The sequence below is a fragment of the Streptomyces sp. NPDC085927 genome (genome assembly GCF_044540975.1).
GTDB classification, from domain to species: domain Bacteria; phylum Actinomycetota; class Actinomycetes; order Streptomycetales; family Streptomycetaceae; genus Streptomyces; species Streptomyces hirsutus.
In genome coordinates this window covers 258,716-285,345 of the sequence record NZ_JBITSN010000007.1, presented here as the reverse complement: position 1 = coordinate 285,345, position 26,630 = coordinate 258,716, and the positions used below count along the sequence as shown (strand labels likewise).

The following is a 26,630-nucleotide window of genomic DNA, read 5'->3' as shown; positions in this document are numbered from 1 at the left end:
GGGGCGCGGGGGGGGGGGGGGGGGGGGGGGGCCGCCCCGCCGGGGGGCCGCGCCCCCCCCCCCCCCCCCCCCGGCCCCGTCCGTGCTTGTCCCTGCCGTGCGCCGTGGCCGCTCTACGTCCGGTTGCGGGCCGAGGTCACCCTGTACACGTCGTAGACGCCCTCCACGCCCCGTACGGCCTTCAGGACGTGCCCGAGGTGCTTCGGGTCGCCCATCTCGAAGGTGAAACGGGAGGTGGCGACGCGGTCGCGGGAGGTCTGGACGGCCGCGGAGAGGATGTTGACGTGCTGGTCGGACAGCACGCGTGTGACGTCCGACAGCAGCCGGGAGCGGTCCAGGGCCTCGACCTGGATGGCGACCAGGAACACCGAGGACTGGGTGGGCGCCCACTCGACCTCGAGGATGCGCTCGGGCTCGCGGGACAGGGAGTCCACGTTCACGCAGTCGCTGCGGTGGACGGAGACGCCGCTGCCGCGGGTGACGAAGCCGATGATCGGGTCGCCGGGGACCGGGGTGCAACAGCGGGCCAGCTTGACCCAGACGTCGTCGACGCCCTTGACCACGACCCCGGGATCGGCGTTGGAACGGCGCTTGCGGCCCCGCCCGCGGGCCGGCGGCACCGACTCGTCGATCTCCTCGGTGGCCGCCTCCTCGCCGCCGAGGGCCTGCACCAGCTTCTGGACGATGTTCTGCGCGGCGACGTGGCCCTCGCCGATCGCCGCGTACAGCGCGGAGATGTCCGAGTAGCGCATCTCGTGCGCGAGGGTGACCAGTGAGTCGCCGGTGAGGATGCGCTGGATCGGCAGGTTCTGCTTGCGCATCGCGCGGACGATGGCGTCCTTGCCCTGCTCGATCGCCTCGTCGCGTCGCTCCTTGGAGAACCAGGCGCGGATCTTGTTGCGGGCGCGCGGCGACTTGACGAAGCCGAGCCAGTCCCGGGAGGGGCCCGCGCCGGCCGCCTTGGAGGTGAAGACCTCCACCAGGTCGCCGTTGTCCAGGGTCGACTCGAGCGGGACGAGCCGGCCGTTGACCCGGGCTCCTATGGTGCGGTGGCCGACCTCGGTGTGGACCGCGTACGCGAAGTCCACCGGGGTGGCGCCCGCGGGGAGCGCGATGACATCGCCCTTGGGGGTGAAGACGAAGACCTCGTTGCGGGACAGGTCGAAGCGCAGGGACTCCAGGAACTCGCCGGGGTCCTCGGTCTCCTTCTGCCAGTCGAGCAGCTGCCGCAGCCACGCCATGTCGTTGACGGCGGCGGATTCCTTGTCGGCCTTGCCGGATTTGCCCGGGGCGACGTCGGTGCGCACCTTCGAGGCGCCGGCGACGGCCTCCTGCTTGTACTTCCAGTGCGCGGCGATGCCGTACTCGGCGCGGCGGTGCATGTCGAACGTGCGGATCTGCAGCTCGACCGGCTTGCCGCCGGGGCCGATGACCGTCGTGTGCAGCGACTGGTACATGTTGAACTTGGGCATCGCGATGTAGTCCTTGAACCGGCCGGGGACCGGATTCCATCGCGCGTGCACCGTGCCGAGGGCCGCGTAGCAGTCACGGACGGTGTCCACGAGGACGCGGATGCCCACCAGGTCGTAGATCTCCGCGAAGTCCCGGCCGCGGACGATCATCTTCTGGTAGACGCTGTAGTAGTGCTTGGGGCGGCCGGTGACGGTCGCCTTGATGCGGGCCGCGCGCAGGTCCTGCTGCACCTCGTCGGTGACGATCGCCAGGTACTCGTCGCGCTTGGGGGCGCGTTCGGCGACCAGGCGGACGATCTCGTCGTACATCTTGGGGTAGAGGATCGCGAAGGCGAGGTCCTCCAGCTCCCACTTGATGGTGTTCATGCCCAGCCGGTGGGCGAGCGGCGCGTAGATCTCCAGCGTCTCGCGCGCCTTCTTCTCCTGCTTCTCGCGCTTCAAGTAGCGCATGGTGCGCATGTTGTGCAGGCGGTCGGCGAGCTTGATGACCAGGACACGGGGGTCCTTGGCCATGGCGACGACCATCTTGCGCACGGTCTCGGCCTGCGCGGCCTCGCCGAACTTGACCTTGTCCAGCTTGGTGACGCCGTCGACCAGCAGGGCGACGGTGTCACCGAAGTCGCGGCGGAGCTGCTCCAGGCCGTACTCGGTGTCCTCCACCGTGTCGTGCAGCAGGCCGGCCATCAGGGTGGCCGGGTCCATGCCCAGCTCGGCGAGGATGGTGGTGACGGCGAGCGGATGGGTGATGTACGGATCGCCGCTCTTACGCTTCTGGCCGCGGTGCCAGCGCTCGGCGACCTGGTAGGCGCTCTCGATCTGGCGGAGGGTGGCGTTCTCGATCTTGGGGTCGTTGCCGCGCACTATCCGCAGCAGCGGCTCCAGCACCGGGTTGTACGGGTTGGCGCGCTGGACCCCGAGCCGGGCCAGACGGGCGCGGACGCGGTTGGAGGAGCCGGAGCGGGCCGGCTGTCCGCTGTTGGGGCGGACCGCGGGGGCGGAGCGCTCGGACGACGGGGCTCCGCCCGCTCGGGCGGGGGCCGGTTTGTGCCGTGGCTGCTCGGGCTTGTCCGCGGCGGCCGCCTGGGCGTGCTGGACCGGCCCGCGCGGGTCGTTCTTCGCGTGGGGCGTGCTCGGCACGGGCTTGGCCGCGGCAGCCGAGCCGGACTCGGGCTTGTCTGCGGTCAGGTGCTGGGCCTCGTCTGCCAAGAGGACTCCTCGTACGCGATCCGGGCCCCAGATCAGGTTCCGGAGCCCCCATGGTAGCCATCCCGTGCCTGCGGATCTCCCTCGGACCGGTGGGCGGATTGTTCACTCCTGAAACGCACGGGGCGGGCACCGGATTCCCCCGGTGCCCGCCCGCGCGGTGTCCGTCACGCCCGTCCGGCGCGCTGCGTCGCCGGCGGGACGGTGTCCCCGGCGCTCGTCAGAGCGTGAGCAGCGCCTCCAGCGGGGCGCCGGCCAGAGCCGGTTCCACGCGCGCCCGGCCACCGAGGAAGCCGAGCTCCATCAGGACGGCGAGACCCGCGACGTCGGCGCCCGCCCTGCGGATGAGCTGGACCGACGCCTCGGCGGTGCCGCCGGTGGCGAGCACGTCGTCGATCACCAGGACGCGGTCGGCGGCGGTCAGGTCCTCGGCGTGCACCTCGATCTCGGCGGAGCCGTACTCCAGGTCGTACGCCTGGCTGAGGGTGGCTCCGGGGAGCTTGCCCGCCTTGCGCACGGGGATGAAGCCGAGGCCCGCGCGGACGGCGACCGGGGCGCCGAGGATGAAGCCGCGGGCCTCCAGGCCGACGATCTTGGTGGCGCCGGTGCGCTCGGCGATCTCTGCGAGGGCGTCACTGAGAGCGGTGAACGCCGCCGGATCGGCCAGGAGCGGGGTGATGTCCTTGAACATCACACCCGGCTCCGGGTGGTCCGCCACGTCCCGGATGCGGCTCAGCAGCAGTGCGGGGATATCGGTGATCGGGGTCATCTGCGCTTTCCGGAAGGTCGGCCGCGCCCGCGGCTGCGGGGCGCGGACTGGTCGCGCGGGCCGACGACGGCAGCGGCGTCGTCCGGCCCGTTCTCGTAGTCGTCGTCGGGCACCCGGACGTCCCTCGGCTCGTCGTCCGTGTCGGTGCCCTGGGCTCGCTTGGCCAGGACGCGCTTCTTCAGGGACCGCATCGCAGGATCGAGTTCCTTGAGGTCGGCGACGAGCGGAGTGGCGATGAAGATCGACGAGTACGCACCGGCGGCGAGGCCGACGAACAGGGACAGCGAGATGTCGTTCAGCATGCCGGCGCCGAGGACACCGCCACCGATGAACAGCAGGGCCCCCACCGGCAGCAGCGCGACCACCGTGGTGTTGACGGAACGGACCAGGGTGCTGTTGATGGAACGGTTGGCGATCTCGCTGTAGGTCCAGCGGGACTGCTTGGTGATGTCCTTGGTCTGTTCCTTGAGGCTGTCGAACACCACGACCGTGTCGTAGAGCGAATAGCCGAGAATGGTCAGCAGACCGATCACCGTGCCCGGTGTGACCTCGAAGCCCACCAGGGCGTAGATGCCGACGGTGATGGTGATGTCGTGGATCAGCGCGATGAACGCGGCGACGGCCATGCGCCACTCGAAGGCGATCGCCAGGTAGATCACGACCAGGAACAGGAAGATGCCGAGGCCCTGCCAGGCCTTGTTGGCGATCTGCTCGCCCCAGCTCGGGCCGACCAGGTCGGCGTTGATCCGCTCCGCCTCGACGTTCAGGTCCTCGGAGAGCGCCGTCTTGATCTTGTCCGAGGTGCTGGTGTCGATGGCCGCGATCTGGATGCGCAGGCTGCCGTCACCGAGCTTCTGGACGATGGCGTCGTGGCCGGAGGCCTCTTCCGCGTAGGTCTCGGCCTGGGCGACCGAGGCGCTCATGTTCTTCGGGGTGGTGAAGACCGCTCCGCCCTGGAACTCGATGCCCATGTGGAGGCCGCGCACCGCCAGGCCGACGATGGCCACGACGGTGATCAGGATGGAGACGCCGTACCAGATCTTGCGGTTCTTGATGAAGTCGTAGCCGACCTCACCGTGGTGCAGCCGGGCGCCGAGACTACCGAGCTTCGACATCTCTCACGCCTCCTTCGTCTGGACGGGGGCGGAGTGGCGGCGGGTGCGGCGCAGCGGGGGCTTCGCCCCGAGGGCCTTCGGATCCAGACCGGACCACTTGTGACCGCCGGCGAAGAACTTCCGGCGGGCCATCAGCGTCAGCAGCGGCTTGGTGAACAGGAACACCACCACGACGTCGAGCACCGTGGTCAGACCGAGCGTGAACGCGAAGCCCTGGACCTTGCCGACGGTGACGACGAAGAGCACCGCGGCCGCGAGGAAGGACACGAAGTCGGAGACCAGGATGGTGCGCCGGGCGCGCGGCCAGGCACGCTCCACGGCGGTGCGCAGGACGCGGCCCTCGCGGATCTCGTCCCGTACCCGTTCGAAGTAGACGATGAACGAGTCCGCCGTGATGCCGATGGCGACGATGGCCCCGCAGACGGCCGGCAGGTTCAGCGCGAAACCGATGGTCGGGCCGAGCAGCGCCATGATCACGTAGGTGAGGGACGCGGACACCAGCAGCGAGGCGATCGCGATGAACGACAGACCGCGGTAGTAGACCAGCAGGTACAGCACGACCAGGGCGAGGCCGATCGCGCCGGCGATGAGACCGGCGTGCAGCTGTTCACCGCCGAGCGCGGCGGTGACGGTGGTGACGCTGTCCTCGCGGAACGTCAGGGGCAGGGCGCCGTAGGACAGCATGTTGGCGAGTTCCTCGGACGACTTCTGGGTGAAGTTGCCGGAGATCTCCGCGTTGCCGCCGGTGAGGGCCTGGCTGACGTACGGGTCGGAGACGACCTCGCCGTCCAGGACGATGGCGAACTGGTTCTGCGGGGACGGGTTCTGCGCCAGCTTGCCGGTGATGTCGGCGAACTTCTTGCTGCCCTTGTCCGTGAAGTCCATGGTGACGGTCCAGCCGGCACCGGTCTGCGTGTTGAGGACCGCCTTGGCGTCGTCGACGTCCGTGCCGTCGACGGCGGCGGGTCCGAGGATGTACTTCTGCCACTGGCCCTGGGAGTTCTGGCCGCAGGCCACGGTCGAGTCGGTGGCCTTGGTGCCGTCACCGGCGGAGGCGCGGACGTCCGCCTTGGTGCAGTCGAGCGCGGCGTACTGGGCCTGGAGCTTGCTGTCCGCCTCGGCGGGGGCGCCGTCCGTCGCGGACGCGGAGGGGCTGGCCTCGGCCGAACCGCTGGGGGCCGCGGAGGGGGTGGTGTCGGCCTTCAGGGCTTCGGTGACCGCACGGCCCTGGAGGGTGGCATCGGCCGACGGGCTGGTGGAGGCGGACGGGGACCCCTCGTCGGCGGTCTTGTCCGTGGCCTCCTCGCTCGCGCCGTCGGTGGCCTTGTCGCCCTCGGTACCCTCGGCGGAGGCGTCACCGGTGCCGCTCGGCGTGGGGGCTGCTCCGCCCGCGGCGAGTTCGGTGGTGACGACCGGACGGAAGTAGAGTTTGGCGGTGGTGCCGACCTGTTCCCGGGCCTGTTCCGAGTTGGTGCCCTTGGGAATGTTGACGATGATGTTACGGTCACCCTGCGTCTGGACCTCGGCCTCGGAGACACCGAGACCGTTGACGCGACGTTCCATGATGGAGACCGCGGTCGCCATATTGGTCGGGTTGATCGCGGATTCCTGACCGGCCTCGGGGACGGCCGCCAGCGTGATGCTGGTGCCGCCGGCGAGGTCGATACCCAGACGCGGAGTCTTGTGTCCGGAGGCGAACATCCCTCCGGTGAGCGCCACCATGGCGATCAGAATCAGGGCCAGCGAGCGCCACGGCTTGCTTGTGGCGCTCGCGTTGGGTCCCTTTTTGAGTGCTGCCACCTTCTCGTACTCCCTCTCGGGCCGCCTCGAGCCCGGTCGAAGGGCGGGCGGCCTTGACATGGTCTCGGGCTTCCGCGCGAGCTGGGCATGTCCCGGGGTGCGCGGGCCGTGCTGCCCGCGCACCCCGGGTCACGACTACTTCGCCTCGGAACCGCCGTCGGACTTCTTCGCCTGCTCGTCCGTCTTCGCCTTGTCGGCGGCGTCGGTGCCGGCATCGGCCGGCTCGGCGTCGACGGTGCCGGCGGACGCGTCGGCCACCTCGGCCGTGTCCTTCTTGCCGAAATCGACCGGCGCGTCGTCGGAGGCGGCGGCGGAGTCGTCGGTCTCGGTGAGGGAGGAGGCGTCGTCGGGAACGACATCGGCGTCGGACTTCAGGTCGTGCTCGATGCCGTGAACGATGCGGTTGTACTCGTCGTCCGTCAGGACGGCACCGATGGAGTTCTTCGCGAACAGCAGTTCCACGCCGGGTCCGGCGTCGAGGAGGACCGTGTCGTCACTGACCTCCTTCACCGTGGCGTACATGCCCCCGATCGTGCGGACACCGGAACCCGGCTGCATCTGGTTCCGCATATCGATGGCCTGCTGCTGCTTCTTCTTGGCCGACCGGGTCATCAGGAACATGGCCCCGATGAGCACAATGAACGGGAGGAGGGTCAGGAGACTCACGGGTCGGACTTCCTTCACACGACCGCGATGGTGAACGGCCTGATGGTTGGGGGTATGTGATGCCGCCGACAAGGCGTGGCATCGGCGGAGTCTAGGCGAGTCCGCGCGCAGGGAACAACGCTCAGCATGGCACCGGGGTTCCTCGCGTGGCCAATGCCGCCCCTCTCACGCCCCGAACAGGTCCCCTTGTCCGTTTCCGGCAACTCGGGAGCCGGGCGGGACGAGGCCGAGGTGTGTCCATGCCGCCGGTGTGGCGACCCGGCCGCGCGGGGTGCGGGCGAGCAGTCCCTCCCGTACGAGGAAGGGTTCGGCGACCTCTTCCACGGTCTCCCGCTCCTCCCCCACCGCGACCGCGAGCGTGGACAGGCCGACCGGCCCGCCGCCGAACAGCTTGAGCAGGGCCTCCAGCACCGCGCGGTCGAGCCGGTCCAGGCCGCGGGCGTCGACCTCGTAGACCGCCAGGGCCGCCTCGGCGATCTCCCGGGTGATCCACCCGTCGGCCTTGACCTGGGCGTAGTCGCGGACGCGGCGCAGCAGGCGGTTGGCGATGCGGGGCGTGCCGCGCGAACGGCCGGCGATCTCGGCGGCGCCGTCGGCCTCTATCCCTACGTCCAGGAGGCTCGCCGAGCGGTGGATGACGCGCTCCAGCTCGGTGGGCTCGTAGAACTCCATGTGCGCGGTGAAGCCGAAGCGGTCGCGCAGCGGCGGTGGCAGCAGGCCCGCGCGCGTGGTGGCGCCGACCAGGGTGAACGGGGGCAGTTCGAGGGGGATGGCGGTGGCGCCGGGGCCCTTGCCGACGATGACGTCGACGCGGAAGTCCTCCATCGCCATGTAGAGCATCTCCTCGGCGGGCCGGGACATGCGGTGGATCTCGTCGAGGAAGAGGACCTCGCCCTCCTGGAGGGAGGAGAGGATCGCGGCCAGGTCGCCCGCGTGCTGGATGGCCGGTCCCGAGGTGATGCGGATGGGGGCTTCCATCTCGGCCGCGATGATCATCGAGAGGGTGGTCTTGCCGAGGCCGGGAGCGCCGGAGAGCAGCACGTGGTCGGCGGTGGCGCCGCGCGCGCGGGCCGCGCGCAGCACCAGGTCGAGCTGCTCGCGGACCTTCTCCTGGCCGATGAACTCGTCCAGGTCCTTGGGGCGCAGGGCGGCCTCGACGGCCTGGTCCTCCCCGTCGGCGACAGATCCCACCAGCCGCTCGGCGGCAGGGGGGTCGGTCGTGTCGTCCCAGTTCACTGAAAGTCTCCTAGCCGGGTGGGGCGGGGCGGTACGAGGGATGCGGGGCTCACGGGGGGAGGACGGCGGTGCGGGGCTAGCGGGCGCGGTTCAGGGTCTGCAGGGCCGCCTTCAGCAGCGCGCCCACCTGGGGTGTGCCCTCGGCCGCCTCGGCCTGGGGGGTGACGGCGGCGACGGCCTCGTCGGCCTCGCGCGTCGCGTAGCCGAGGCCGATCAGGGCGGCGTGCAGCTGGTCGCGCCAGCCCGCGGTGACGGGGCCGGCGGCGGTCACCGTGCCCATCGGTGCGCCGAGGCGGTCCTTCAGCTCCAGGAGCAGCTTCTGGGCACCCTTCTTGCCGATGCCGGGGACGGCGGTGAGCGCCTTCTCGTCGGCGGTCGCGACGGCCCGGCGCAGCGCGTCCGGGGCGTGCACAGCCAGCATGGCCTGGGCGAGGCGGGGGCCGACGCCGCTGGCGGTCTGCAGCAGTTCGAAGGTCTGCCGCTCGTCGTCGTCCGCGAAGCCGTAGAGGGTGAGCGAGTCCTCGCGTACGACGAGGGAGGTGGCGAGCCGGGCGCTCCGGCCGACGCGCAGCGTGGACAGCGTGTTCGGCGTGCACTGGACGGCCATGCCGACGCCGCCGACCTCGACGACCGCGGTGTCGGGGGCGAGTGCGGCGACCGTGCCGCTGACGAAGGCGATCATGCGGTGCGCCCCTTCGATGGGTTGGGCGATGGGTTCGATGAGGGGTTCGGTGCTGTGGGGGTTCTCGGGCCGGACGCCCTCGTTGCGGCCGTGCGCGCGGGGATCGTGCGCGGGGCGGTGCGCGAGGCGTGCAGGGCGGCGGCCTGCTGGAGGCGGTTCTGCGCGGGGGACCGCCAGATGTGGCAGATGGCGAGGGCGAGGGCGTCTGCCGCGTCGGCGGGCTTCGGGGGCGCGTCGAGCCGCAGCAGACGGGTGACCATCGCACCGACCTGGGCCTTGTCCGCGCGCCCGGAACCGGTCACGGCCGCCTTGACCTCGCTGGGGGTGTGCAGGGCGACGGGGATCCCTCGGCGGGAGGCGCACAGCAGGGCGACGGCGCTCGCCTGGGCGGTGCCCATCACCGTACGGACGTTGTGCTGGCTGAAGACGCGCTCGACGGCGACGAACTCCGGCCGGTACTCGTCCAGCCACTGCTCGAGGCCCTGCTCGACGGCGACGAGACGGTGACCGAGGTCGGCGTCGGCGGGCGTGCGCACGACGCCCACACCGAGCATGGTCAGCGGTCGCCCCGCGACCCCTTCGACCACCCCGACACCGCACCTGGTCAGTCCCGGGTCCACCCCCAGTACACGCACCCTGCACCCCTCTTCGCGGCTGATCCGCCGCCGCTCCCGCGGACCTGGTCGATCGCCGTCGGGGTTCCTCAATCGATGGTTGCGGTCCGGCGGACGGTGATCCTTGACGTGTGCCAGGCTATCCGCTGCCACTGACAGGAGCGGCGGGCCGATGGGGAGGTGTCCCATCGGCCCGCCGGAACCGTCGTGCACGCGGCAGCGCTACGCGTCGACCTTCTCCATGATCTCGTCGCTCACGTCGAAGTTGGCGAAGACGTTCTGCACGTCGTCGCTGTCCTCCAGCGCGTCGATCAGCTTGAAGATCTTCTTGGCGCCCTCCTCGTCCAGCTCGACCTGCATGGTCGGGACGAAGTTGGCCTCGGCGGAGTCGTAGTCGATCCCGGCGTCCTGCAGAGCGGTACGGACCTCGACCAGGTCGGTGGCCTCGCTGAGCACCTCGAAGGACTCACCGAGGTCGTTGACCTCCTCGGCGCCCGCGTCCAGGACGGCGGCGAGGACGTCGTCCTCGGTCAGCTCGCCCTTGGGGACGATCACGACGCCCTTGCGGTTGAACAGGTACGACACCGAGCCCGGGTCGGCCATCGAGCCGCCGTTGCGGGTCATCGCGACGCGCACGTCGGAGGCGGCGCGGTTGCGGTTGTCGGTGAGGCACTCGATGAGCACCGCGACACCGTTCGGGCCGTAGCCCTCGTACATGATCGTCTCGTAGTCGGCGCCACCGGCCTCGAGACCGCCGCCGCGCTTGATGGCGGAGTCGATGTTCTTGTTCGGCACCGACTGCTTCTTGGCCTTCTGAACGGCGTCGTAGAGGGTCGGGTTGCCCTCCAGATCGACACCGCCCATACGCGCGGCGACCTCGATGTTCTTGATCAGCTTCGCGAAGAGTTTGCCGCGCTTGGCGTCGATCACGGCCTTCTTGTGCTTCGTCGTGGCCCATTTAGAGTGGCCGGACATCTGCCTGTCTCCTTCGCGTAACCCATCCCTGCAACGAACGCAGGAATCCTACAAGGATCCGGCCGCCCTGTATCCGCGCGCCATGTCGACGAACAGGCCGTGCACCCGGTGGTCTCCCGTCAGTTCCGGGTGGAAGGACGTGGCCAGTGCGTTGCCCTGGCGGACGGCGACGATGTGGCCGTCGTGCTCGGCGATCACCTCCGCACCGGCGCCGACGGACTCGACCCACGGAGCACGGATGAAGACTCCGTGCACGGGACCGCCCTCGACGCCCCTGACGTCGACCGCCGCCTCGAACGACTCGTTCTGCCGTCCGAACGCGTTGCGGCGCACGATCATGTCGACGCCGCCCACGGTCTCCTGACCGGAGCGCGGGTCGAGGATCTTGTCGGCGAGCAGGATCATCCCGGCGCAGGTGCCGTAGACCGGCATGCCGCCTTGCACGCGTGCGCGCAGGGGTTCCATCAGGCCGAACAGGACGGCCAGCTTGGAGATGGTGGTGGACTCCCCGCCGGGGAGGACCAGGCCGTCGACGCCGGCGAGCTCCTCCGGGCGCCGCACCGGCCTGGCGACGGCGCCGGCCGCGGCCAGGGCGACGAGGTGCTCCCGTACGTCGCCCTGGAGGGCCAGGACACCGGTGACGATGTCGCTCATGCCCGGGGCCTACCAGCCGCGGTTGGCGTAGCGCTCGGTCTCGGGGAGGGTGTCGCAGTTGATGCCGACCATGGCCTCGCCGAGGTTGCGGGACGCCTCCGCGATGATCTTCGGGTCGTCGTAGAAGGTGGTCGCCTTCACGATGGCGGCGGCGCGCTTGGCCGGGTCGCCGGACTTGAAGATGCCGGAGCCGACGAAGACGCCCTCGGCACCGAGCTGACGCATCAGGGCGGCGTCGGCGGGGGTGGCGACACCGCCGGCGGAGAACAGCACGACCGGCAGCCTGCCCAGCTCGGCGACCTCCTTGACCAGCTCGTACGGGGCGCGCAGCTCCTTGGCGGCGGCGTACAGCTCGTGGTTGTCGAAGCCGCGCAGCCGGGCGATCTCGTTCTTGATCTGCCGCAGGTGGCGCACGGCCTCGACGACGTTCCCGGTGCCGGCCTCGCCCTTGGAGCGGATCATCGCGGCGCCCTCGGTGATGCGGCGCAGGGCCTCGCCGAGGTTGGTGGCACCGCAGACGAAGGGGGTGGTGAACGACCACTTGTCGGAGTGGTTGACCTCGTCGGCCGGGGTGAGGACCTCGGACTCGTCGATGTAGTCGACGCCGAGCGACTGCAGCACCTGCGCCTCGACGAAGTGGCCGATGCGGGACTTGGCCATGACCGGGATGGAGACCGCCGCGATGATGCCCTCGATCATGTCCGGGTCGGACATACGGGCCACACCGCCGTCCTTGCGGATGTCGGCGGGGACGCGCTCCAGGGCCATGACGGCGACGGCGCCCGCGTCCTCGGCGATCTTCGCCTGCTCCGGCGTGACGACGTCCATGATCACGCCGCCCTTGAGCTGCTCGGCCATGCCGCGCTTCACACGGGCGGTGCCGGTCTCGGGACCCTGGTTTTCGGAGAGCGTGCTGGACACGAGTGACCTCACTGATGACGAAGAGGGGGTTTCTGCAGTACTGAGGAAACGTGAACGGAGCAGTCCACAGCAAGAGCCAATGGAGAGGCGGTGGATCGTTTTGGGCGGAACTCCCTGCCGCCCTCCCGGTGAGTGCCGCCGGCCGGGGCCCGGCCGGCGGACCGTGCCGGAGACGCGGGACGGGCCCTAGGCCGCGCGTTCGATCAGGGCGGCCGGGGGTTCGTCGTCCATTTCGAACGCCATCGGGAACGGCGCGTGTCCCGCCAGCCGGAACCAGCGCACCTTCCGGTGCCGGCGCAGGGCGCGTGCGGCCCGTACGGCGTCGTTGTGGAAACGGCGGGCCATGGGCACCCTGCGGACCGCCTCGGCGAGTTCCACGGCCGCGGCCTCTCCCCCGGGCGCCTCCTTGACCGCGTCCACCTGCTGCGACTCGGCGAAAACGGCCCGCAGTGCCTGGCTCAGTTCACTCTCGGCGACCTCCCGCTGCTCCTCCACCGCCTGCCGCGCGGCGTGCGCGGCCTCGTAGAGCACGATCGAGGCGGCGGGGTCGAGCACCCCTGACGTGGCCAGTTCCTGGGCCACGGAGGCGCGGCGCAGCAACTGCGCGTCCAGTGCGGCGCGGGCGGCGTCGATCCGGGCGTGCAGCCGGTCCAGCCGCCCCGCCGTCCAGCTCAGGTAGAGGCCGATCGCGACGAGGGCGACAAGGATCCAGATCAGGGTTGCGGTCACGGGCGGCAAGGCTACCGGGACGCCGCGCCCGCCCGGCCGGGTGCCCGGCGTCCTCGGGGTGCCGGCGCCCCCGCTCGTCGCCGTTCACCGGAGGCGCGGGCCGTCACGGCCGGGCCCGGCCGGACGACTGCTCTCAGTCCCTCGCCAGCCCGAAGCGCGACCACAGCCCCGTCGTCCGCTCGTCGGCCGCCACCGCCGCCGCTCCGGCGGTCACCGTCTCGTAGACGGACATGATGTCCGCGCCGACGGTCGACCAGTCGAAGCGGCGGACGTGGGCGCTGCCCCGCTCGCGCAGCTTCGCGCGCCGCCCCGGGTCCCCCAGGAGGCGTACCGCGGCCTCGGCGAGCGCGTCGGCGTCCTCGTTGGGGAACAGTTCGCCGGCCGCCCCCTGGTCGAGCACCTGGGCGAAGGCGTCCAGATCGGAGGCGAGCACCGGCGCCCCCGCGGACATCGCCTCGACCAGGATGATGCCGAAGCTCTCGCCGCCGGTGTTGGGCGCCACGTACAGGTCGACGCTGCGCAGGAAGCGGGCCTTGTCCTCGTCGCTGACCATGCCGAGGAACTCGACCCGGGAACGGAGTTCGGCGGGCAGGTCCTCCACCGCCTCCTTCTCGTCGCCGCGCCCCGCGACCAGCAGCCGCGTCTGCGGGCGGGCGGCGAGGATCCCCGGCAGGGCGCGCATCAGCACCGGCAGGCCCTTGCGGGGCTCGTCGATGCGGCCGATGAAGCCGATCGTGTCGCCCTGCCACTCGGGCTCGGGCTCGGCGCGGGCGAAGAAGTCGACGTCCACCCCGTTCGGGATCACCACCGCGTCACCGCCGAGGTGTTCGACGAGCGTGCGGCGGGCGTACTCGCTCACCGCGATCCGTGCGCTGATCTTCTCCAGTGCCGCCTGCAGGATGGAGTACGCGGCGACCATGGCCCTGGAGCGCGGGTTGGACGTGTGGAAGGTGGCGACGATGGGTCCCTGCGCCGCCCAGCAGGCCAGCAGACCGAGCGAGGGCGAGGTCGGCTCGTGGATGTGGATCACGTCGAAGGCGCCCTCGTGGAGCCAGCGCCGCACCCGGGCCGCCGACAGGAAGCCGAAGTTGAGCCGGGCCACCGAGCCGTTGTACGGCACCGGCACCGCGCGGCCGGCCGAGACGACGTACGGCGGCAGCGGGGTCTCGTCGTCGGCCGGGGCGAGGACGGACACCTCGTGGCCGAGGCGGATGAAGTACTCGGCCAGGTCGCGGATGTGGAACTGGACGCCGCCCGGCACGTCCCAGGAGTACGGGCAGACGATGCCGATCCTCACGGGGTCCCCTCCCGGGCGTCCTGCTCGGGGTCCCGCGCGGGATCGAGATCCTTGAGCCACAAGCGCTGCAGCATGTGCCAGTCCTCCGGGTGGTCGGCGATCCCCGTGGCGAAGGCGTCGGCCAGCGCCTGTGTCATGACGGACGTCTTCTCGGCCCGCGTACCCGACTCGGGGACCGGGACCGCTGGATGGACCCGGCCCCGCATCACGGGCGAGTCGTCGTACCAGAGCGTCGCCGGCAGCAGCAGCGCCCCGGTGTGCTGGGCGAGCAGGGCGGGGCCGGCCGGCATCCGCGCGGTCTCCCCGAAGAACTCGACCTCCACGCCGGAGGCCGACAGGTCGCGGTCGGCGACCAGGCAGACCAGTCCCCCGTCGCGCAGCCGCCGGGCCAGCGTGCCGAACGCGCTGCCGCCGCTGTGCGGGAGCACCTCCATGCCGAGGCCCTCGCGGTAGGCGACAAAGCGGTCGTACAGCGTCTCCGGCTTCAGGCGCTCGGCGACGGTGGTGAACGGGATGCCGAGCCCGGTGGTGGCCCAGGCGCCCGCGAGATCCCAGTTGGCGAGGTGCGGCAGCGCGAGGACGACGCCCTTGCCGGCCGCCATGCCGTCGGTCACCCGGTGGATGTCCTTGATGTCGATGCCGTTCGCGATGCGCTCCGGGCTCCAGGCGGGCAGCCGGAAGGACTCCATCCAGTACCGCAGGTACGAACGCATGCCCGCGCGGGACAGTTCGGCGAGCCGCTCGGGGCTCGCGTCGGGCACCACGCGCGCGTAGTTGCTCTCCAGCCGCCGCACGCCCTGGCCGCGCCGCTTCCAGGCGAGGTCGGCGATGGTCCGGCCGAGCCGCACGGCGACGGGTTCGGGGAGCTTCCTGACGGTGGCCCAGCCGGCGCCGTACAGAGCGTCGCTCAGGCGGTCCCGCGCGCTCACTTCGCGGCCCCGCTCCCGCGGGCCTCCTGCTCCCCGGCGGCCTCCTGTTCCTCCGCGGCCTCCGCCTCGGCGGACTCCCGGCGCACCGTGACGACCCGCTGGATCAGCGTGATCAGGCTGCCGACGGCGACGATCCACAGGGCGACCGGCAGCAGGTACTGGATGCCGGGTACACCGAAGGCGTGCAGGCCCGCCAGACCGGCCGCGACCAGCGAGATCACGAGCCGCTCGGCCCGCTCGATCAGCCCGTTCACGGCCACCGGCAGTCCGATCGACTCGCCGCGCGCCTTGGTGTACGACACCACCTGGCCGCTGGCCAGGCAGAAGATCGACACGGCGCACAGCACGATGTCGTCGCCCCCGCCCGCGTACCACAGGGCGAAGCCGCCGAAGACGGCCCCGTCGGCGACCCGGTCGAGGGTGGAGTCGAGGAAGGCCCCCCAGCGGCTGGAGCGGCCCAGCTGGCGGGCCATGTTGCCGTCGACGAGGTCGGAGAACACGAACAGCGTGATCACGACCGTGCCCCAGAAGAACTCGCCCATGGGGTAGAAGACCAGCGCGCCCGCGACCACACCGGCGGTGCCGATGAGCGTGACCGTGTCCGGGCTGACCCCCCGCCGGATGAGAAACGCGGCGAACGGTGTGAGGACACGCGTGAAAAATGCACGCGCGTACTTGTTCAGCATGGCCTTCCCGACGGTCGGTGTGGCCGCGTGGCCCCACTGGCCACCGGCTGGCCCATCGTAGTCACGCGCGCGTGCGGCCGACGGCCGGGCACCCGAGGACCCGGTACGGGAACCGCCGTCGCACGGGCCCCGGACCGGACAGGGCCGGCAGTCGCGGCCGGAGCCGGCTGCGGGGTGCCCGAAGGCACGGCCGGGCAGCGCGGGGAGGCGGGATCGCGTCCTTCGTATGGACGCACCGTGACGGGAGTGGAAAGCTCGAAGGACCGCGGGCGTCGCCGGAGCCGTCACCGCTCGGGGTGCCCCCGGGCAGGCCCCGGGGAGGATTCCGCGAGCCCGCGCCCACAGTGACCTCACCGTGCACGGGAGGCAGGACCATGGGCGACAAGGCGCACACACACACCGGAGCCGCCGGAAGGGCACAGGCGGCCGACCACCCCACGTCCGTACGGAATGTGGTGCTGGTCGGCCACTCCGGATCGGGCAAGACGACCTTGGTGGAGGCTCTCGCACTGACCGCGGGGGCCGTGAACCGGGCGGGCCGGGTGGAGGACGGCGGCACCGTCTCCGACTACGACGACATCGAGCACCGGCAGCAGCGCTCGGTACAGCTCTCCCTGGTGCCCCTCGAATGGGACGGCATCAAGATCAACCTGTTGGATACTCCCGGATACGCCGACTTCGTCGGTGAACTCAGGGCCGGTCTGCGAGCGGCGGACGCGGCCCTCTTCGTCGTCTCGGCCTCCGACGGGGTGGACGGCTCCACCCGCATGGTGTGGGACGAGTGCGCGGCCGTCGGCATGCCGCGGGCCATCGTCGTCACGCACCTGGAGGCGGCACGCGCGGACTTCACCGAGATGACGCGTGTGTGCGCGGAGACGTTCGGCGGGGACGACCCCGACGCCGTACTGCCGCTGTACCTGCCGCTGCACGGTCCGCAGGGGCTTGACGGGCACGCGCCCGTGACGGGCCTGATCGGGCTGCTGACCCAGAAGCTGTTCGACTACTCCTCCGGCGAACGCGAGGAGCACGAGCCCGACCCGGACCGGCTGCCGCTGATCGAGGAGGCCCGCAACCGGCTGATCGAGGGGATCATCGCGGAGAGCGAGGACGAGACCCTCATGGACCGCTACCTCGGCGGCGAGCCGTGCGACGTCAAGACCCTGATCGAGGACCTGGAGAAGGCCGTCGCGCGCGGTGTGTTCTTCCCCGTCCTGGCCGCCGCCCCCGCGGCCGAGGGAGCCCGCCAGGGCCTCGGCACGGTCGAACTGCTGGGGCTGATCACCGGCGGCTTCCCGACCCCGCCGGAACACGGCACACCGCGCGTGACCACCATCGACGGCACACCGCGCGAGCTGAACCCGTGCGACCCCGACGCCCCGCTGGTCGCGGAGGTCGTCAAGACGTCGTCCGACCCGTACGTCGGGCGGCTCTCGCTGGTCCGGCTGTTCTCCGGCACCCTGCGCGCCGACCAGACGGTGCACGTCTCGGGGCACGGGCTGGCCGACCGGGGCCACGAGGACCACGACGTCGACGAACGGATCGGCGCCCTGACCACACCGTTCGGCAAGCAGCAGCGCCCGGTGTCCCACGTCATCGCGGGCGATCTCGCGTGCGTGGCGAAGCTGGGCCGCGCGGAGACCGGGGACACCCTGTCCGACAAGGACGACCCCCTGCTGGTGGAGCCCTGGGAGATGCCCGACCCGCTGCTGCCCCTGGCCATCCGGGCGCACAGCAAACCGGACGAGGACAAGCTCTCGCAGGGACTGGCCCGCCTCGTCGCGGAGGACCCCACCATGCGCCTGGAGCACAACCAGGACACCCACCAGGTGGTCCTGTGGTGCCTGGGCGAGGCCCACGCGGACGTGGCCCTGGAGCGCCTGCGCAGCCGGTACGGCGTCCAGGTGGACGTCGTACCCCACCGGGTGGCCCTGCGCGAGACGTTCGGCGGCAAGGCTGCCGGCCGCGGCCGGCACGTCAAGCAGTCCGGCGGGCACGGGCAGTTCGCCATCTGCGAGATCGACGTGGAGCCGCTGCCGGGCGGTTCGGGCCTCGAGTTCGTGGACAAGGTCGTCGGCGGCGCGGTGCCGCGGCAGTTCATCCCCTCCGTCGAGAAGGGCGTACGGGCCCAGGCCGCCAAGGGAGTCGCGGCCGGTCACCCGCTGATCGACGTACGGGTGACGCTGAGGGACGGCAAGGCGCACTCGGTGGACTCCTCCGACGCGGCCTTCCAGACGGCCGGCGCGCTGGCGCTGCGGGAGGCGGCCGCGGACACGCGGATCAATCTCCTGGAGCCGGTGGCCGAGGTGAGCGTGCTGGTCGGTGACGACTACGTGGGCCCGGTGATGAGCGATCTGTCCGGCCGGCGCGGCCGGGTGCTCGGCACCGAGCAGTCGGTGGGCGGCCGCACCCTCATCAGGGCCGAGGTCCCGGAGATCGAGATCGGCCGGTACAGCGTCGATCTGCGGGCTCTCTCCCATGGCACCGCGCGCTTCAGCCGCCGGTACGTGCGGCACGAGCCGATGCCGACGCAGGTCGCCGAGCGGGTCCAGGAGGAGGCACTCAACGCCTGACGGCGGACGGGCACGGGCCTCCTCCTCGTCGCCATGGCCCGGAATCCGGCGCCGGGCGCCCTCGGAACCGCTCCGGCGGTCCCGCGGGCGCCCGCGCACCACCACGCCCGGACATACGCCCGTACACGCTCCGGAAGCGACGGAACCCGCCCCGAGAGGCCTTCCTTCGTACCGGCAGGCGGCTTTCGGCCGTCCACCGACGGACGCCCTCGGCTGCGGATACCCTGAAGACCAGTTCAACAGGTGTGCGGAGCAAGGAAGTCGGGAAGGCCGCAAGACGACAGTCGCGGCGATCGGGGGCGGGAATGGCCGTTGAGGGCGGTTACGCGGAGTTCTTCGGTCCGCAGGTGCCGAGCACCGGCGACGCGGGGCAGACCCCGACGTTCGCGCTGGCCTCGGCCGCCTACCGGGACAACGAGGCCGACGAGATACTCAAGGCCAACAGCGAGTGGCACAAGTCGTCCGTCAGCAAGCCCCGGATCGCGCTGTTCCGGCCGAATCTGGGCGAGGCGTTCTCCCGGGCGGTCATCGACCGGATGCTGGGTTCCGGGCGGGCACCGCTCATCCAGTCCTTCGGCACCCAGCCGCAGGTGGTCGTGGAGCACAGCCTCGCGGCGCACCGCATCCGCAGGGAGCGGGACAACTGGCTCAGCGCCGTGATGGTGCTGTGCGGCGTGCTGTTCCTGCCCGGACTGCTGGTCTGGCTGCTGGTCTTCCAGATCCGCACCACCATCGCCGGGCGCGAGGACAAGCGGGCCGGCGCGCTCGCCACCACGCTGCTGGTCGCGATGGGGCTCCTCGCCGTGGTCTTCCTGCTCCGGATGCCCTTCGACGGATTCTGGGGCTGGTACGCGCGCGCTTGTGTCGTCGCCCCGGTGATCGGCTGGTTCTGGGCCAAGCGGATCTGCGAGCGCACGGCGCACGACCTCAGGGAGCGCTGGAGCAGCCTCCTCTCCGGCGGCAGCGTGGGCGCCAAGGTGCCCGAGGCGGTGCCGAGCAGCCCCGGCGAGACGGCCGCCGAGGAGCTGCGGCAGTCGCTGGCCCGGCTCAGCGCCGAGCAGCAGTCCAACTCCGTGTTCTACGCCGGGCCCAAGGGGATACTCGGCATGGGCACGCGCTGGGGCAGCTGGCAGCTCGCCGAGGAGCTGCTCCCGATCGACCCGGACCGGGAGATCAACCCGTTCCGCAGCTGGGACGTCATCAAGGCCGTCCACGACCGGCTGCGCATGCTGGAGCGCGGCCCGCTGCACACCGGCGGCTTCCCCAAGCCGACGGTGCGGCACTGGATCGTCACCCCGATCGGGGAGAACGCGGACGCGGTGTCCCGGCCCGAGGGCACCGACGTCGAGGCGTACCAGATCAAGTCGCACGCCATACAGGAGATCTGCAACAACCAGCAGTTCGGCGCGGGCGACCGGCACTACCTGGGCGTGCAGTGGACCCTGTGGGACGGCCAGTTGGTCATCACCATGCTGATCACGGTGACGGTGCTGCACGAGACGCTGCGCATCGAGGTCACCGGGCATGCCCTGGGCCCGGTGCACTCCCTGTTCACGAGCAAGCCGGCGGCCAAGGAGAAGAGCGTCCAGAAGTCGGTCAAGTTCTGGGAGACCCGGACGGTGAAGCTCCCGCTGGTCGACACCGACGAGGTGGTGCGCCTGGCCGCCCGTGCGCCGCTGACCTGGTACCCGCCGCTGCTCTACTGGCTGGGCGGCAAGCTCTCGCTGCCCGAGCCCTTCGGGCTGCGGCACGCCTGGGCGGACAAGCCGTGGCGGCACCGCTTCATGGCCGACGACGCGCTGCGCGCGGCCACGCCGGTCCTCCGGGCGGTGCACTCGGCGGCGATCAAGGTGCTGAAGGAGAACGGTGTGGACACGGAGAAGTTCGGTGCCCGGTCCTCGTCCCTCAGCGGGGCGATCCAGGACGCTGCGCCCAAGAAGGCCGACGTGTACGACGCGTAGGCCTCCGGCCGTGGGCGGGGCAGTCGCCGAGGCTGTTGTCCCGCCCGTCGCCGAACGGGCGGATCACGCCGTGGGCCAGGCCTCCGCGAGCATCTTGCGGGTGTCGCCCAGCAGTTGCGGCAGCACCTTCGTGTGGCCGACGACGGGCATGAAATTGGTGTCGCCGCCCCAGCGGGGCACGACGTGCTGGTGCAGGTGCGCGGCGATGCCGGCGCCCGCGACCGTGCCCTGGTTCATGCCGATGTTGAAGCCGTGCGCACCGGAGGCGGCGCGCAGGGCGCTCATCGCGTGCTTGGTGAACTCGGCGAGCTCCGCCGTCTCCGCCGTCGTGAGATCCGTGTAGTCGGCGACGTGGCGGTACGGCACGGCCATGAGGTGGCCACCGGTGTACGGGTACAGATTGAGCACCGTGTAGACCAGCTCGCCGCGCTTGATGATCAGCCCGTCCTCGTCGGACTTGGCCGGGATGGAGCAGAAGGGACAGCCGTCGTCGGCGCCCGGGCCGCTCGGCTTGTTCTCGCCCTGGATGTAGGCCATCCGGTGGGGCGTCCACAGACGCTGGAACGCGTCCTGCGTGCCCACTCCGATCTGCTGCTCCGGCTCACTCGTCATACGTGCAGCATATGGCGTCGGGGCGGTGGGCCGGAAAGGCCCCCGGGACAGATCCCGGGGGCCTGAAGCCCCGCAGCGGCGGGGACCACGTCACACCTGAACGCGACGCTCCACCACGTCGACGAGCTTGGCGATGGCCTCGTCACGCGGAATGCCGTTCTCCTGTGAACCGTCGCGGTAGCGGAACGACACGGTGTCCGCGTTCATGTCGTCGTCCCCGACGATGATCATGAACGGGACCTTGAGCTTCTGCTGCGTGCGGATCTTCTTCTGCATGCGGTCCGAGGAGGAGTCCACCTCGACGCGCAGGCCCTTGCGCTTCGCGTCCGCGGCGAACTTCTCCAGGTACTCCACGTGGGCGTCGCCCACCGGGATGCCCACCGCCTGTACCGGCGCGAGCCACGCCGGGAAGGCGCCCGCGTAGTGCTCCAGCATCACCGCGAAGAACCGCTCGATCGAGCCGAACAGCGCACGGTGGATCATGACCGGGCGGGTCTTGGAGCCGTCCGCGGCCGTGTACTCCAGGTCGAAGCGCTCCGGCAGGTTGAAGTCGAGCTGGATGGTCGACATCTGCCAGGTGCGGCCGATGGCGTCCTTGGTCTGCACGGAGATCTTCGGGCCGTAGAAGGCGGCACCGCCCGGGTCCGGGACCAGCGGCAGTCCCTGCTTCTCGGCGACCTGGCGCAGTGTCTCGGTGGCCTCTTCCCATGCCTCGTCGGTGCCGACGAACTTTTCCGGGTCCTTGGTGGACAGCTCCAGGTAGAAGTCGGTCAGGCCGTAGTCGCGCAGCAGGCCGAGCACGAAGGTGAGCGTCTTGTCGAGCTCCTCCGCCATCTGCTCGCGGGTGCAGTAGATGTGCGCGTCGTCCTGGGTGAAGCCGCGGGCCCGGGTCAGGCCGTGCACGACGCCCGACTTCTCGTAGCGGTAGACCGTGCCGAACTCGAAGAGCCTCAGGGGCAGTTCGCGGTAGGAGCGGCCGCGCGCGTCGAAGATCAGGTTGTGCATCGGGCAGTTCATGGGCTTGAGGTAGTAGTCCACGCCCTCGTCGAGCTGCATGGGCGGGTACATGCCGTCGGCGTACCAGTCCAGGTGGCCCGAGGTCTCGAAGAGCTTCCCCTTCGTCGCGTGCGGGGTGTAGACGAACTCGTAGCCCTCCTCCTCGTGGCGGCGCCGCGAGTAGTCCTCCATGACCCGGCGGATGATGCCGCCCTTGGGGTGGAAGACGGCGAGGCCGGAGCCGATCTGCTCCGGGATGGAGAACAGGTCCAGCTCGGAGCCGAGCTTGCGGTGGTCGCGCTTCTCGGCCTCGGCGAGGAACTCCAGGTGCGCCTTCAGCTCGTCCTTGGACGGCCAGGCGGTGCCGTAGATGCGCTGGAGCTGCTTGTTCTTCTCGCTGCCGCGCCAGTACGCCGAGGCGTTGCGCATCAGCTTGAACGCCGGGATGTTGCGGGTGGTCGGCAGGTGGGGACCGCGGCAGAGGTCCTTCCAGCACAGGTCGCCGGTCTTGGCGTCGAGGTTGTCGTAGATCGTCAGCTCGCCGGCGCCGACCTCGACGTCCGCGCCGTCGTCGTGCGACGCGGAGCCCTTGAGGCCGATCAGCTCGAGCTTGTACGGCTCGCCGGCGAGCTCCTCGCGGGCGGCGTCGTCGGTCACCACGCGGCGCGAGAAGCGCTGGCCGCGCTTCTGGATCTCCTGCATCTTCTTCTCGATGGCCTTGAGATCATCGGGCGTGAACGGCTTCTCGACGTCGAAGTCGTAGTAGAAGCCGTCCTTGACCGGCGGGCCGATGCCCAGCTTGGCCTCGGGGAACAGCTCCTGCACGGCCTGGGCCATGACGTGCGCGGTGGAGTGGCGCAGGATGTCGAGGCCGTCCGGGGACGAGATCTCGACGGCTTCGACGGTGTCGCCGTCGCCGACCTCGTGGGCGAGGTCCTTGAGCTCACCGGCCACACGCGCGGCGACGACCGAGCGCTCGCCGGCGAAGAGCTCGGCGGCCGTGGTGCCCGTCGTCACCACGCGTTCTTCCCGCTCGGAATCGCGTTGGATGATCACACGGACGTCTGACACCGGTCTCTCCTGACTGAAGGCTGGGCTGCGGCGCCATACCTGAGCGCACGCATGGGTGCGATCGTACCGACCCGGACCGGTGCAGGTCGAAATCATTGCCCGTGGCCCCGGGTGCCGCCGTCCCGGCCCGGGCCCCTCGCGCCGTCCCAGTGGCCGCCGTTGGCGACGTGGGTGGTGCGGGATTTTTTCCGGGCACGCGGCCCCGAGCGCAAAGAAGCCGGTCCGCCTGAGGCGGACCGGCTTTCCCGGTGGGCGATACTGGGTTCGAACCAGTGACCTCTTCGGTGTGAACGAAGCGCTCTCCCACTGAGCTAATCGCCCGGGAACGGACCGAACGATACAGGGCCGGGCGGGCTTGGTTCAAACCGCTTGGAGGTGCGCGGCCAGCCCGCGCCGGCCGGAGCGCATCATCAGGGCGTGGTTCGCGTGGAAGAGGGGACGTCCGGGCACGGCGAGGCGGCGCAGCAGGGGTTTGCGGACGTCGACCTCCTGGTCGTAGCGGGCGTGCGTGCCGCCGGGGCCGGCGGGGGTGACGGTCCAGCGGGCCCAGCCGTCGAGGTCCCCGGACAGGCGTACTTCGAGGACTCCGGCCAAGGGGTCGCGCCGTTCCTCCCGCACGGTCGTCGTCAGGTCGAGGGGCAGGACGGAGCGGATCCGGGCGACCCCGCCGGTGGTGTCGAGCCGGGTCACCTCACGCACCTGCGGCCACCAGCGGGGATAGTCCTCGATGCGCTCCAGGGCGCGGTACACCGGTCCGGCGGGCGCGGGCAGGCTCCACAGGCTGCGGAAGCGGTAATGGTTCCGGTCCATGGAGGGAGTGTGCCCGCCCGCGCCCGCCGTACGGCTTGCTAGGGCATCCGGTCTCCCAGCAGGGCGAGGTTCTCGATGGCGGCGAGGCCGTAGAGCGCGGTGTCGTTGGTGGACACCCAGGTGGCCTCACTGCCGGCGACCAGGGCGGTCGGTCCGGTCACCTTCTCGGTCCTCCAGGGTGCCGACTCCTTGTAACCGTCGGAGTCGTAGAACTTCTCCCAGGCCCTCTTGGCCAGTTTCTCGTCACCGGTCTGCACGGCGGCGTAGGCGTCCAGGCGGGAGTGGCCCTGGAAGAGGATCAGGCTGCCGAAGTTGGATCCGTAGCGCTCGGCCTGTTCCGTCTTGCTCGCGTTGAAGTAGCGGCAGTAGTCGTAGTACGCCTCGTTGAAGGCCGGCATGTCGACCAGGTCGATGAGTTCGGCGCACAGTTCGTTCAGGCCGAAGACGGCCGACAAATGGGAGACGCCGACCACGGGTTCCTCGGCGATCGCGAACTTCCCGGTGTCCAGGTCGTACAGCCCGGTGCCCTGGACGAATCCGTTGGGCTGGGCCGCGATGGTCTCCATGGTGGACAGGACGCGCGCCTTCGCCTTCTCCCATTTCGGGCCCCGGCGTTCCCATTCGGTGAGCCAGGCCGAGACCAGGCCGCTCCAGTCGGTGCCGAAGCCGATGGACAGGGCGTGCCGGTCGGGGGTGTACGGCTCGGTGCGGATCTTGCGGATGGGGTCGAGGACGAGGAAGGTCTCGTCGGAGTCCACGTTGGCGTGCATGAGGTCGCCGACGCGTTCGTCGGCGGTGAGGAAGTAGTAGTAGCGCCGGTAGGTGGTGTTGGCGATGCGCTGCTGTTTGGCGCTGTCGGCCCAGTGCTGGACGCCGTGCCGGGTGCCGAGGCCGGCCCACTTGCCCAGGTGGTAGACGTCGACCTCGCCGGTGTGCCGGGTCATCGCCTCGGCGAAGCGGAAGATGTCGGCGCGGCCGGAGCGCAGGTAGGCGTACCAGAGCCAGAGGTCGGGCGAGAGTTCGGAGTTGTCCCAGGCGTAGCCGCCGACGTCGTAGCGCCACTGGTGGCGGACGGTGTCGTAGGTGTGCATGATGTCGCCGTAGTCCCAGAAGCCGTACCAACGGCGCATCTCCACCTGGTCCTTGTAGTAGGTGAAGAGGAAGTCGAGGTGGTCCTCGATCTTCGCCTTGGCCGGGGTGGAGCGGTCGGGTGCGGAGAACAGACCGGGGCCGAACACCTTGGCGCCGATGAGCTGCTTCGGCGGCGCGGCGAGCTGCGGCAGGACGCGGACGGCCTCGACCTGTTGGGCGAGTTTCTCGGCGTTCGGGGTCGACTCGTTGGCCCAGAAGAGGAGTTCGGAGGTGCGGGCGATGCCGTAGGGGGTGCCGAACTCGGGTTCGTAGTCCTCGTAGGTGATGTTGAGGCCTTCGAGCTGTTCGGGGAAGGTGTCCTGACCCATGCCGTCGTGGTAGAAGCGCAGGTCCATGGGCTGCGCCTCCGGCGACCAGAGCCAGAGGGTGACCTCGGCCGCGTCGGTGTGGGCGTCGCGGATGTCGAGCTGGGCGGGGTGCTTCTCCCAGAAGTCGCGCAGGCCGAAGGAGAGTCCGCCGCTGACTCCGCCGACGTAGCCGAAGCCGGAGGCGCGCCGTCCGCCGCCGGCGCCGATCCAGCCGTAGCCCTTCTTGGTGCGCTTGCGCAGGGCGAAGCCGTCGGCGGAGAGCTGGGAGAGGGTGTAGTCGCCCCATTCGGGGATGTACTGCAGGCGGGTGGTGACCCGCTGGTCCCAGGTGGCGGGGTCGGGCAGCTTCTCGCCCGCGAACTGGGCGGCCTGCACGGCGGCGCCCGGGTCGCGGCGCAGTCCGGTGATGCTCTTGACGGCCTCGCGCAGCAGTCCTGTGCCCTCGCCGCCGATGCGGATGTGCCGGTCGTAGGACTCGTCGCGCAGGGGCACGGTGAAGCGGACGCCGATGCCGCGGATGAAGTCGCCGCTCGCCCTGCCGGGTTCCTGTTGTCCGTCGTAGGTGATGGTGTGCACCATGCGGAAGGAGTCGGCACCGGCGTAGAAGTAGAGGCGGATGGAGAAGGGCAGCCAACTGCGGCGGCCCTTGCGGTGTTTGCCGTCGACGCGGACGACGGCGCGGACCGGTCCCGTCTGTTCGACGGTGACCTCGTCGATGGCGCCGTCGAAGCGCTCGGTCCTGACGGTGGTCTGGTCGCCGTCCTCGAACTCGGGCTGGCGCAGCAGGACGAGGCGGCCGTTCCTGGCGATCTCGGTCGAGCCGCGGGTGACGGACTTGACGAGGGTGGTGCCGGATCTGCCGATTCGCGCGGTGATGACACCGGTCGAGATGTCGATGGTGCCGCCGCGCCGGTCGACGGTGACCTTCTTCCGCGGGGCCGCGGGGGTGCCGGCGGTCAGGGTGAGCTTGCCGGTGCCGGAGCTCACCGCGTGCGCGGTCCACTTGAGGGAGCCGTCCGGCCAGTGGGCGAGCGGCCAGGACTGTACGGGTACGGCCCTGCCGTCGGCGTCGGTCAGCGCGAAGGTCCGGTCGTCGTGGTGGACGCCTTTGGGCCAGGGCACGCCGACGGTGGATCCGGGTGCCGCGCCGAGGCCGCCGTCCTCGAGCCAGTCCAGGGTCACGGGGTCGTCGCCGGCGTTCTCGGTTCTCGGTGCGGCGGCGGCGTCGCGGCTGCCGAGGGACCGGCTGAACTGGGCGGCGGCGCCTGCGACGGCGGCTGCCTTCAGGAGGGACCTGCGGGGGATGGGGGACATGGCCTTTCCTTTCCGTGCGGGACGCAAGGGGATGTCAAGGGCATGACAGGCGGGGGCGCGGTGCCGGGGCACCGTCCCTGGTACGGAA

The 26,630-nt window shown here is 70.7% G+C and carries 21 protein-coding genes and 1 tRNA gene; 2 read left to right on the top strand and 20 right to left on the bottom strand.

Annotated features, from left to right (window positions below; genetic code table 11):
• Positions 1-113 precede the first annotated feature (113 nt).
• The 15 genes from ACIF80_RS20990 to pgsA all read right to left on the bottom strand — a co-directional run bounded on the left by ACIF80_RS20990 (position 114) and on the right by pgsA (position 15,748).
• Positions 114-2,678: a RelA/SpoT family protein gene (locus ACIF80_RS20990; protein ID WP_399806616.1), complete on the bottom strand. Its 2,565-nt coding sequence runs from the start codon at positions 2,676-2,678 to the stop codon at positions 114-116.
• Between the two features lie 217 nt (positions 2,679-2,895).
• Positions 2,896-3,444 (bottom strand): adenine phosphoribosyltransferase, encoded by a 549-nt coding sequence (locus ACIF80_RS20985; protein WP_399806614.1) that lies wholly within the window; start codon positions 3,442-3,444, stop codon positions 2,896-2,898.
• Entirely contained in the window at positions 3,441-4,559 is a 1,119-nt protein-coding gene (gene secF / locus ACIF80_RS20980; protein ID WP_399806611.1) for a protein translocase subunit SecF, read from the bottom strand. The genes ACIF80_RS20985 and secF overlap by 4 nt, the downstream gene beginning before the upstream one ends.
• 3 nt (positions 4,560-4,562) lie before the next feature.
• A complete protein-coding gene (gene secD / locus ACIF80_RS20975) occupies positions 4,563-6,359 on the bottom strand; it encodes a protein translocase subunit SecD (protein ID WP_399806609.1) in 1,797 nt (598 codons plus the stop codon).
• 135 nt (positions 6,360-6,494) lie between these two features.
• Positions 6,495-7,025 (bottom strand): preprotein translocase subunit YajC, encoded by a 531-nt coding sequence (gene yajC, locus ACIF80_RS20970; RefSeq protein ID WP_399806607.1) that lies wholly within the window; start codon positions 7,023-7,025, stop codon positions 6,495-6,497.
• Between the two features lie 165 nt (positions 7,026-7,190).
• Complete coding sequence (gene ruvB / locus ACIF80_RS20965) at positions 7,191-8,261, bottom strand: Holliday junction branch migration DNA helicase RuvB (RefSeq protein ID WP_399806604.1); 1,071 nt, start codon at positions 8,259-8,261, stop codon at positions 7,191-7,193.
• Positions 8,262-8,337: 76 nt separating this feature from the next.
• Positions 8,338-8,943: a Holliday junction branch migration protein RuvA gene (gene ruvA, locus ACIF80_RS20960; RefSeq protein WP_399806601.1), complete on the bottom strand. Its 606-nt coding sequence runs from the start codon at positions 8,941-8,943 to the stop codon at positions 8,338-8,340.
• Positions 8,940-9,578, bottom strand: coding sequence for a crossover junction endodeoxyribonuclease RuvC (gene ruvC / locus ACIF80_RS20955; protein WP_399806598.1), 639 nt, complete (start codon positions 9,576-9,578; stop codon positions 8,940-8,942). The genes ruvA and ruvC overlap by 4 nt, the downstream gene beginning before the upstream one ends.
• A gap of 201 nt (positions 9,579-9,779) precedes the next feature.
• The gene (locus ACIF80_RS20950; protein ID WP_399806596.1) at positions 9,780-10,532 is read right to left on the bottom strand and encodes a YebC/PmpR family DNA-binding transcriptional regulator; all 753 of its coding nucleotides are present in this window, start codon (positions 10,530-10,532) and stop codon (positions 9,780-9,782) included.
• 48 nt (positions 10,533-10,580) lie between these two features.
• Entirely contained in the window at positions 10,581-11,186 is a 606-nt protein-coding gene (gene pdxT / locus ACIF80_RS20945) for a pyridoxal 5'-phosphate synthase glutaminase subunit PdxT (protein ID WP_399806593.1), read from the bottom strand.
• A gap of 9 nt (positions 11,187-11,195) precedes the next feature.
• The gene (gene pdxS / locus ACIF80_RS20940; protein WP_399806591.1) at positions 11,196-12,107 is read right to left on the bottom strand and encodes a pyridoxal 5'-phosphate synthase lyase subunit PdxS; all 912 of its coding nucleotides are present in this window, start codon (positions 12,105-12,107) and stop codon (positions 11,196-11,198) included.
• Between the two features lie 186 nt (positions 12,108-12,293).
• On the bottom strand, positions 12,294-12,845 hold the full coding sequence (locus ACIF80_RS20935) for a hypothetical protein (RefSeq protein WP_399806589.1): 552 nt from the start codon (positions 12,843-12,845) through the stop codon (positions 12,294-12,296).
• Positions 12,846-12,969: 124 nt separating this feature from the next.
• Positions 12,970-14,133 carry a glycosyltransferase family 4 protein gene (locus ACIF80_RS20930; protein WP_399806586.1) on the bottom strand — a complete coding sequence of 388 codons (1,164 nt, stop codon included), beginning with the start codon at positions 14,131-14,133 and terminating at the stop codon, positions 12,970-12,972.
• Positions 14,130-15,062, bottom strand: coding sequence for a phosphatidylinositol mannoside acyltransferase (locus ACIF80_RS20925; RefSeq protein WP_399806584.1), 933 nt, complete (start codon positions 15,060-15,062; stop codon positions 14,130-14,132). The genes ACIF80_RS20930 and ACIF80_RS20925 overlap by 4 nt, the downstream gene beginning before the upstream one ends.
• The gene (pgsA, locus tag ACIF80_RS20920; protein WP_055594606.1) at positions 15,059-15,748 is read right to left on the bottom strand and encodes a phosphatidylinositol phosphate synthase; all 690 of its coding nucleotides are present in this window, start codon (positions 15,746-15,748) and stop codon (positions 15,059-15,061) included. Before pgsA ends, ACIF80_RS20925 begins: the two co-directional genes overlap by 4 nt.
• A 374-nt stretch (positions 15,749-16,122) precedes the next feature.
• On the opposite strand from pgsA, the gene ACIF80_RS20915 reads away from it, so the two are divergent.
• Complete coding sequence (locus ACIF80_RS20915) at positions 16,123-18,318, top strand: elongation factor G-like protein EF-G2 (RefSeq protein WP_399806580.1); 2,196 nt, start codon at positions 16,123-16,125, stop codon at positions 18,316-18,318.
• 305 nt (positions 18,319-18,623) lie between these two features.
• A complete protein-coding gene (locus ACIF80_RS20910; RefSeq protein ID WP_399806577.1) occupies positions 18,624-20,279 on the top strand; it encodes a hypothetical protein in 1,656 nt (551 codons plus the stop codon).
• A gap of 63 nt (positions 20,280-20,342) precedes the next feature.
• Here the strand turns inward: ACIF80_RS20910 and ACIF80_RS20905 are convergent, their stop codons facing one another.
• From ACIF80_RS20905 to ACIF80_RS20885, 5 genes are all read right to left on the bottom strand, one after another.
• Complete coding sequence (locus ACIF80_RS20905) at positions 20,343-20,891, bottom strand: HIT family protein (protein WP_399806575.1); 549 nt, start codon at positions 20,889-20,891, stop codon at positions 20,343-20,345.
• A gap of 90 nt (positions 20,892-20,981) precedes the next feature.
• Positions 20,982-22,958, bottom strand: a complete 1,977-nt coding sequence (thrS, locus tag ACIF80_RS20900; RefSeq protein WP_399806572.1) for a threonine--tRNA ligase — start codon at positions 22,956-22,958, stop codon at positions 20,982-20,984.
• Between the two features lie 249 nt (positions 22,959-23,207).
• Positions 23,208-23,279: transfer RNA gene (locus tag ACIF80_RS20895), tRNA-Val, on the bottom strand.
• A 39-nt stretch (positions 23,280-23,318) separates the two neighbouring features.
• Complete coding sequence (locus tag ACIF80_RS20890) at positions 23,319-23,768, bottom strand: SRPBCC family protein (protein ID WP_399806569.1); 450 nt, start codon at positions 23,766-23,768, stop codon at positions 23,319-23,321.
• A 38-nt stretch (positions 23,769-23,806) separates the two neighbouring features.
• Positions 23,807-26,542, bottom strand: a complete 2,736-nt coding sequence (locus tag ACIF80_RS20885) for a Tat pathway signal sequence domain protein (RefSeq protein WP_399806566.1) — start codon at positions 26,540-26,542, stop codon at positions 23,807-23,809.
• Between the last annotated feature and the right edge of the window lie 88 nt (positions 26,543-26,630).

Excerpts from the sequence above, each read along its gene's own strand:
- ACIF80_RS20905 (WP_399806575.1), bottom strand. The coding sequence starts at position 20,891 with ATGACGAGTGAGCCGGAGCAGCAGATCGGAGTGGGCACGCAGGACGCG.
- ACIF80_RS20885 (WP_399806566.1), bottom strand. The coding sequence starts at position 26,542 with ATGTCCCCCATCCCCCGCAGGTCCCTCCTGAAGGCAGCCGCCGTCGCA.
- ACIF80_RS20985 (WP_399806614.1), bottom strand. The coding sequence starts at position 3,444 with ATGACCCCGATCACCGATATCCCCGCACTGCTGCTGAGCCGCATCCGG.
- ACIF80_RS20890 (WP_399806569.1), bottom strand. The coding sequence starts at position 23,768 with ATGGACCGGAACCATTACCGCTTCCGCAGCCTGTGGAGCCTGCCCGCG.
- secF (WP_399806611.1), bottom strand. The coding sequence starts at position 4,559 with ATGTCGAAGCTCGGTAGTCTCGGCGCCCGGCTGCACCACGGTGAGGTC.
- pgsA (WP_055594606.1), bottom strand. The coding sequence starts at position 15,748 with ATGCTGAACAAGTACGCGCGTGCATTTTTCACGCGTGTCCTCACACCG.
- ACIF80_RS20915 (WP_399806580.1), top strand. The coding sequence starts at position 16,123 with ATGGGCGACAAGGCGCACACACACACCGGAGCCGCCGGAAGGGCACAG.
- ACIF80_RS20950 (WP_399806596.1), bottom strand. The coding sequence starts at position 10,532 with ATGTCCGGCCACTCTAAATGGGCCACGACGAAGCACAAGAAGGCCGTG.
- ACIF80_RS20910 (WP_399806577.1), top strand. The coding sequence starts at position 18,624 with ATGGCCGTTGAGGGCGGTTACGCGGAGTTCTTCGGTCCGCAGGTGCCG.
- ruvA (WP_399806601.1), bottom strand. The coding sequence starts at position 8,943 with ATGATCGCCTTCGTCAGCGGCACGGTCGCCGCACTCGCCCCCGACACC.
- pdxT (WP_399806593.1), bottom strand. The coding sequence starts at position 11,186 with ATGAGCGACATCGTCACCGGTGTCCTGGCCCTCCAGGGCGACGTACGG.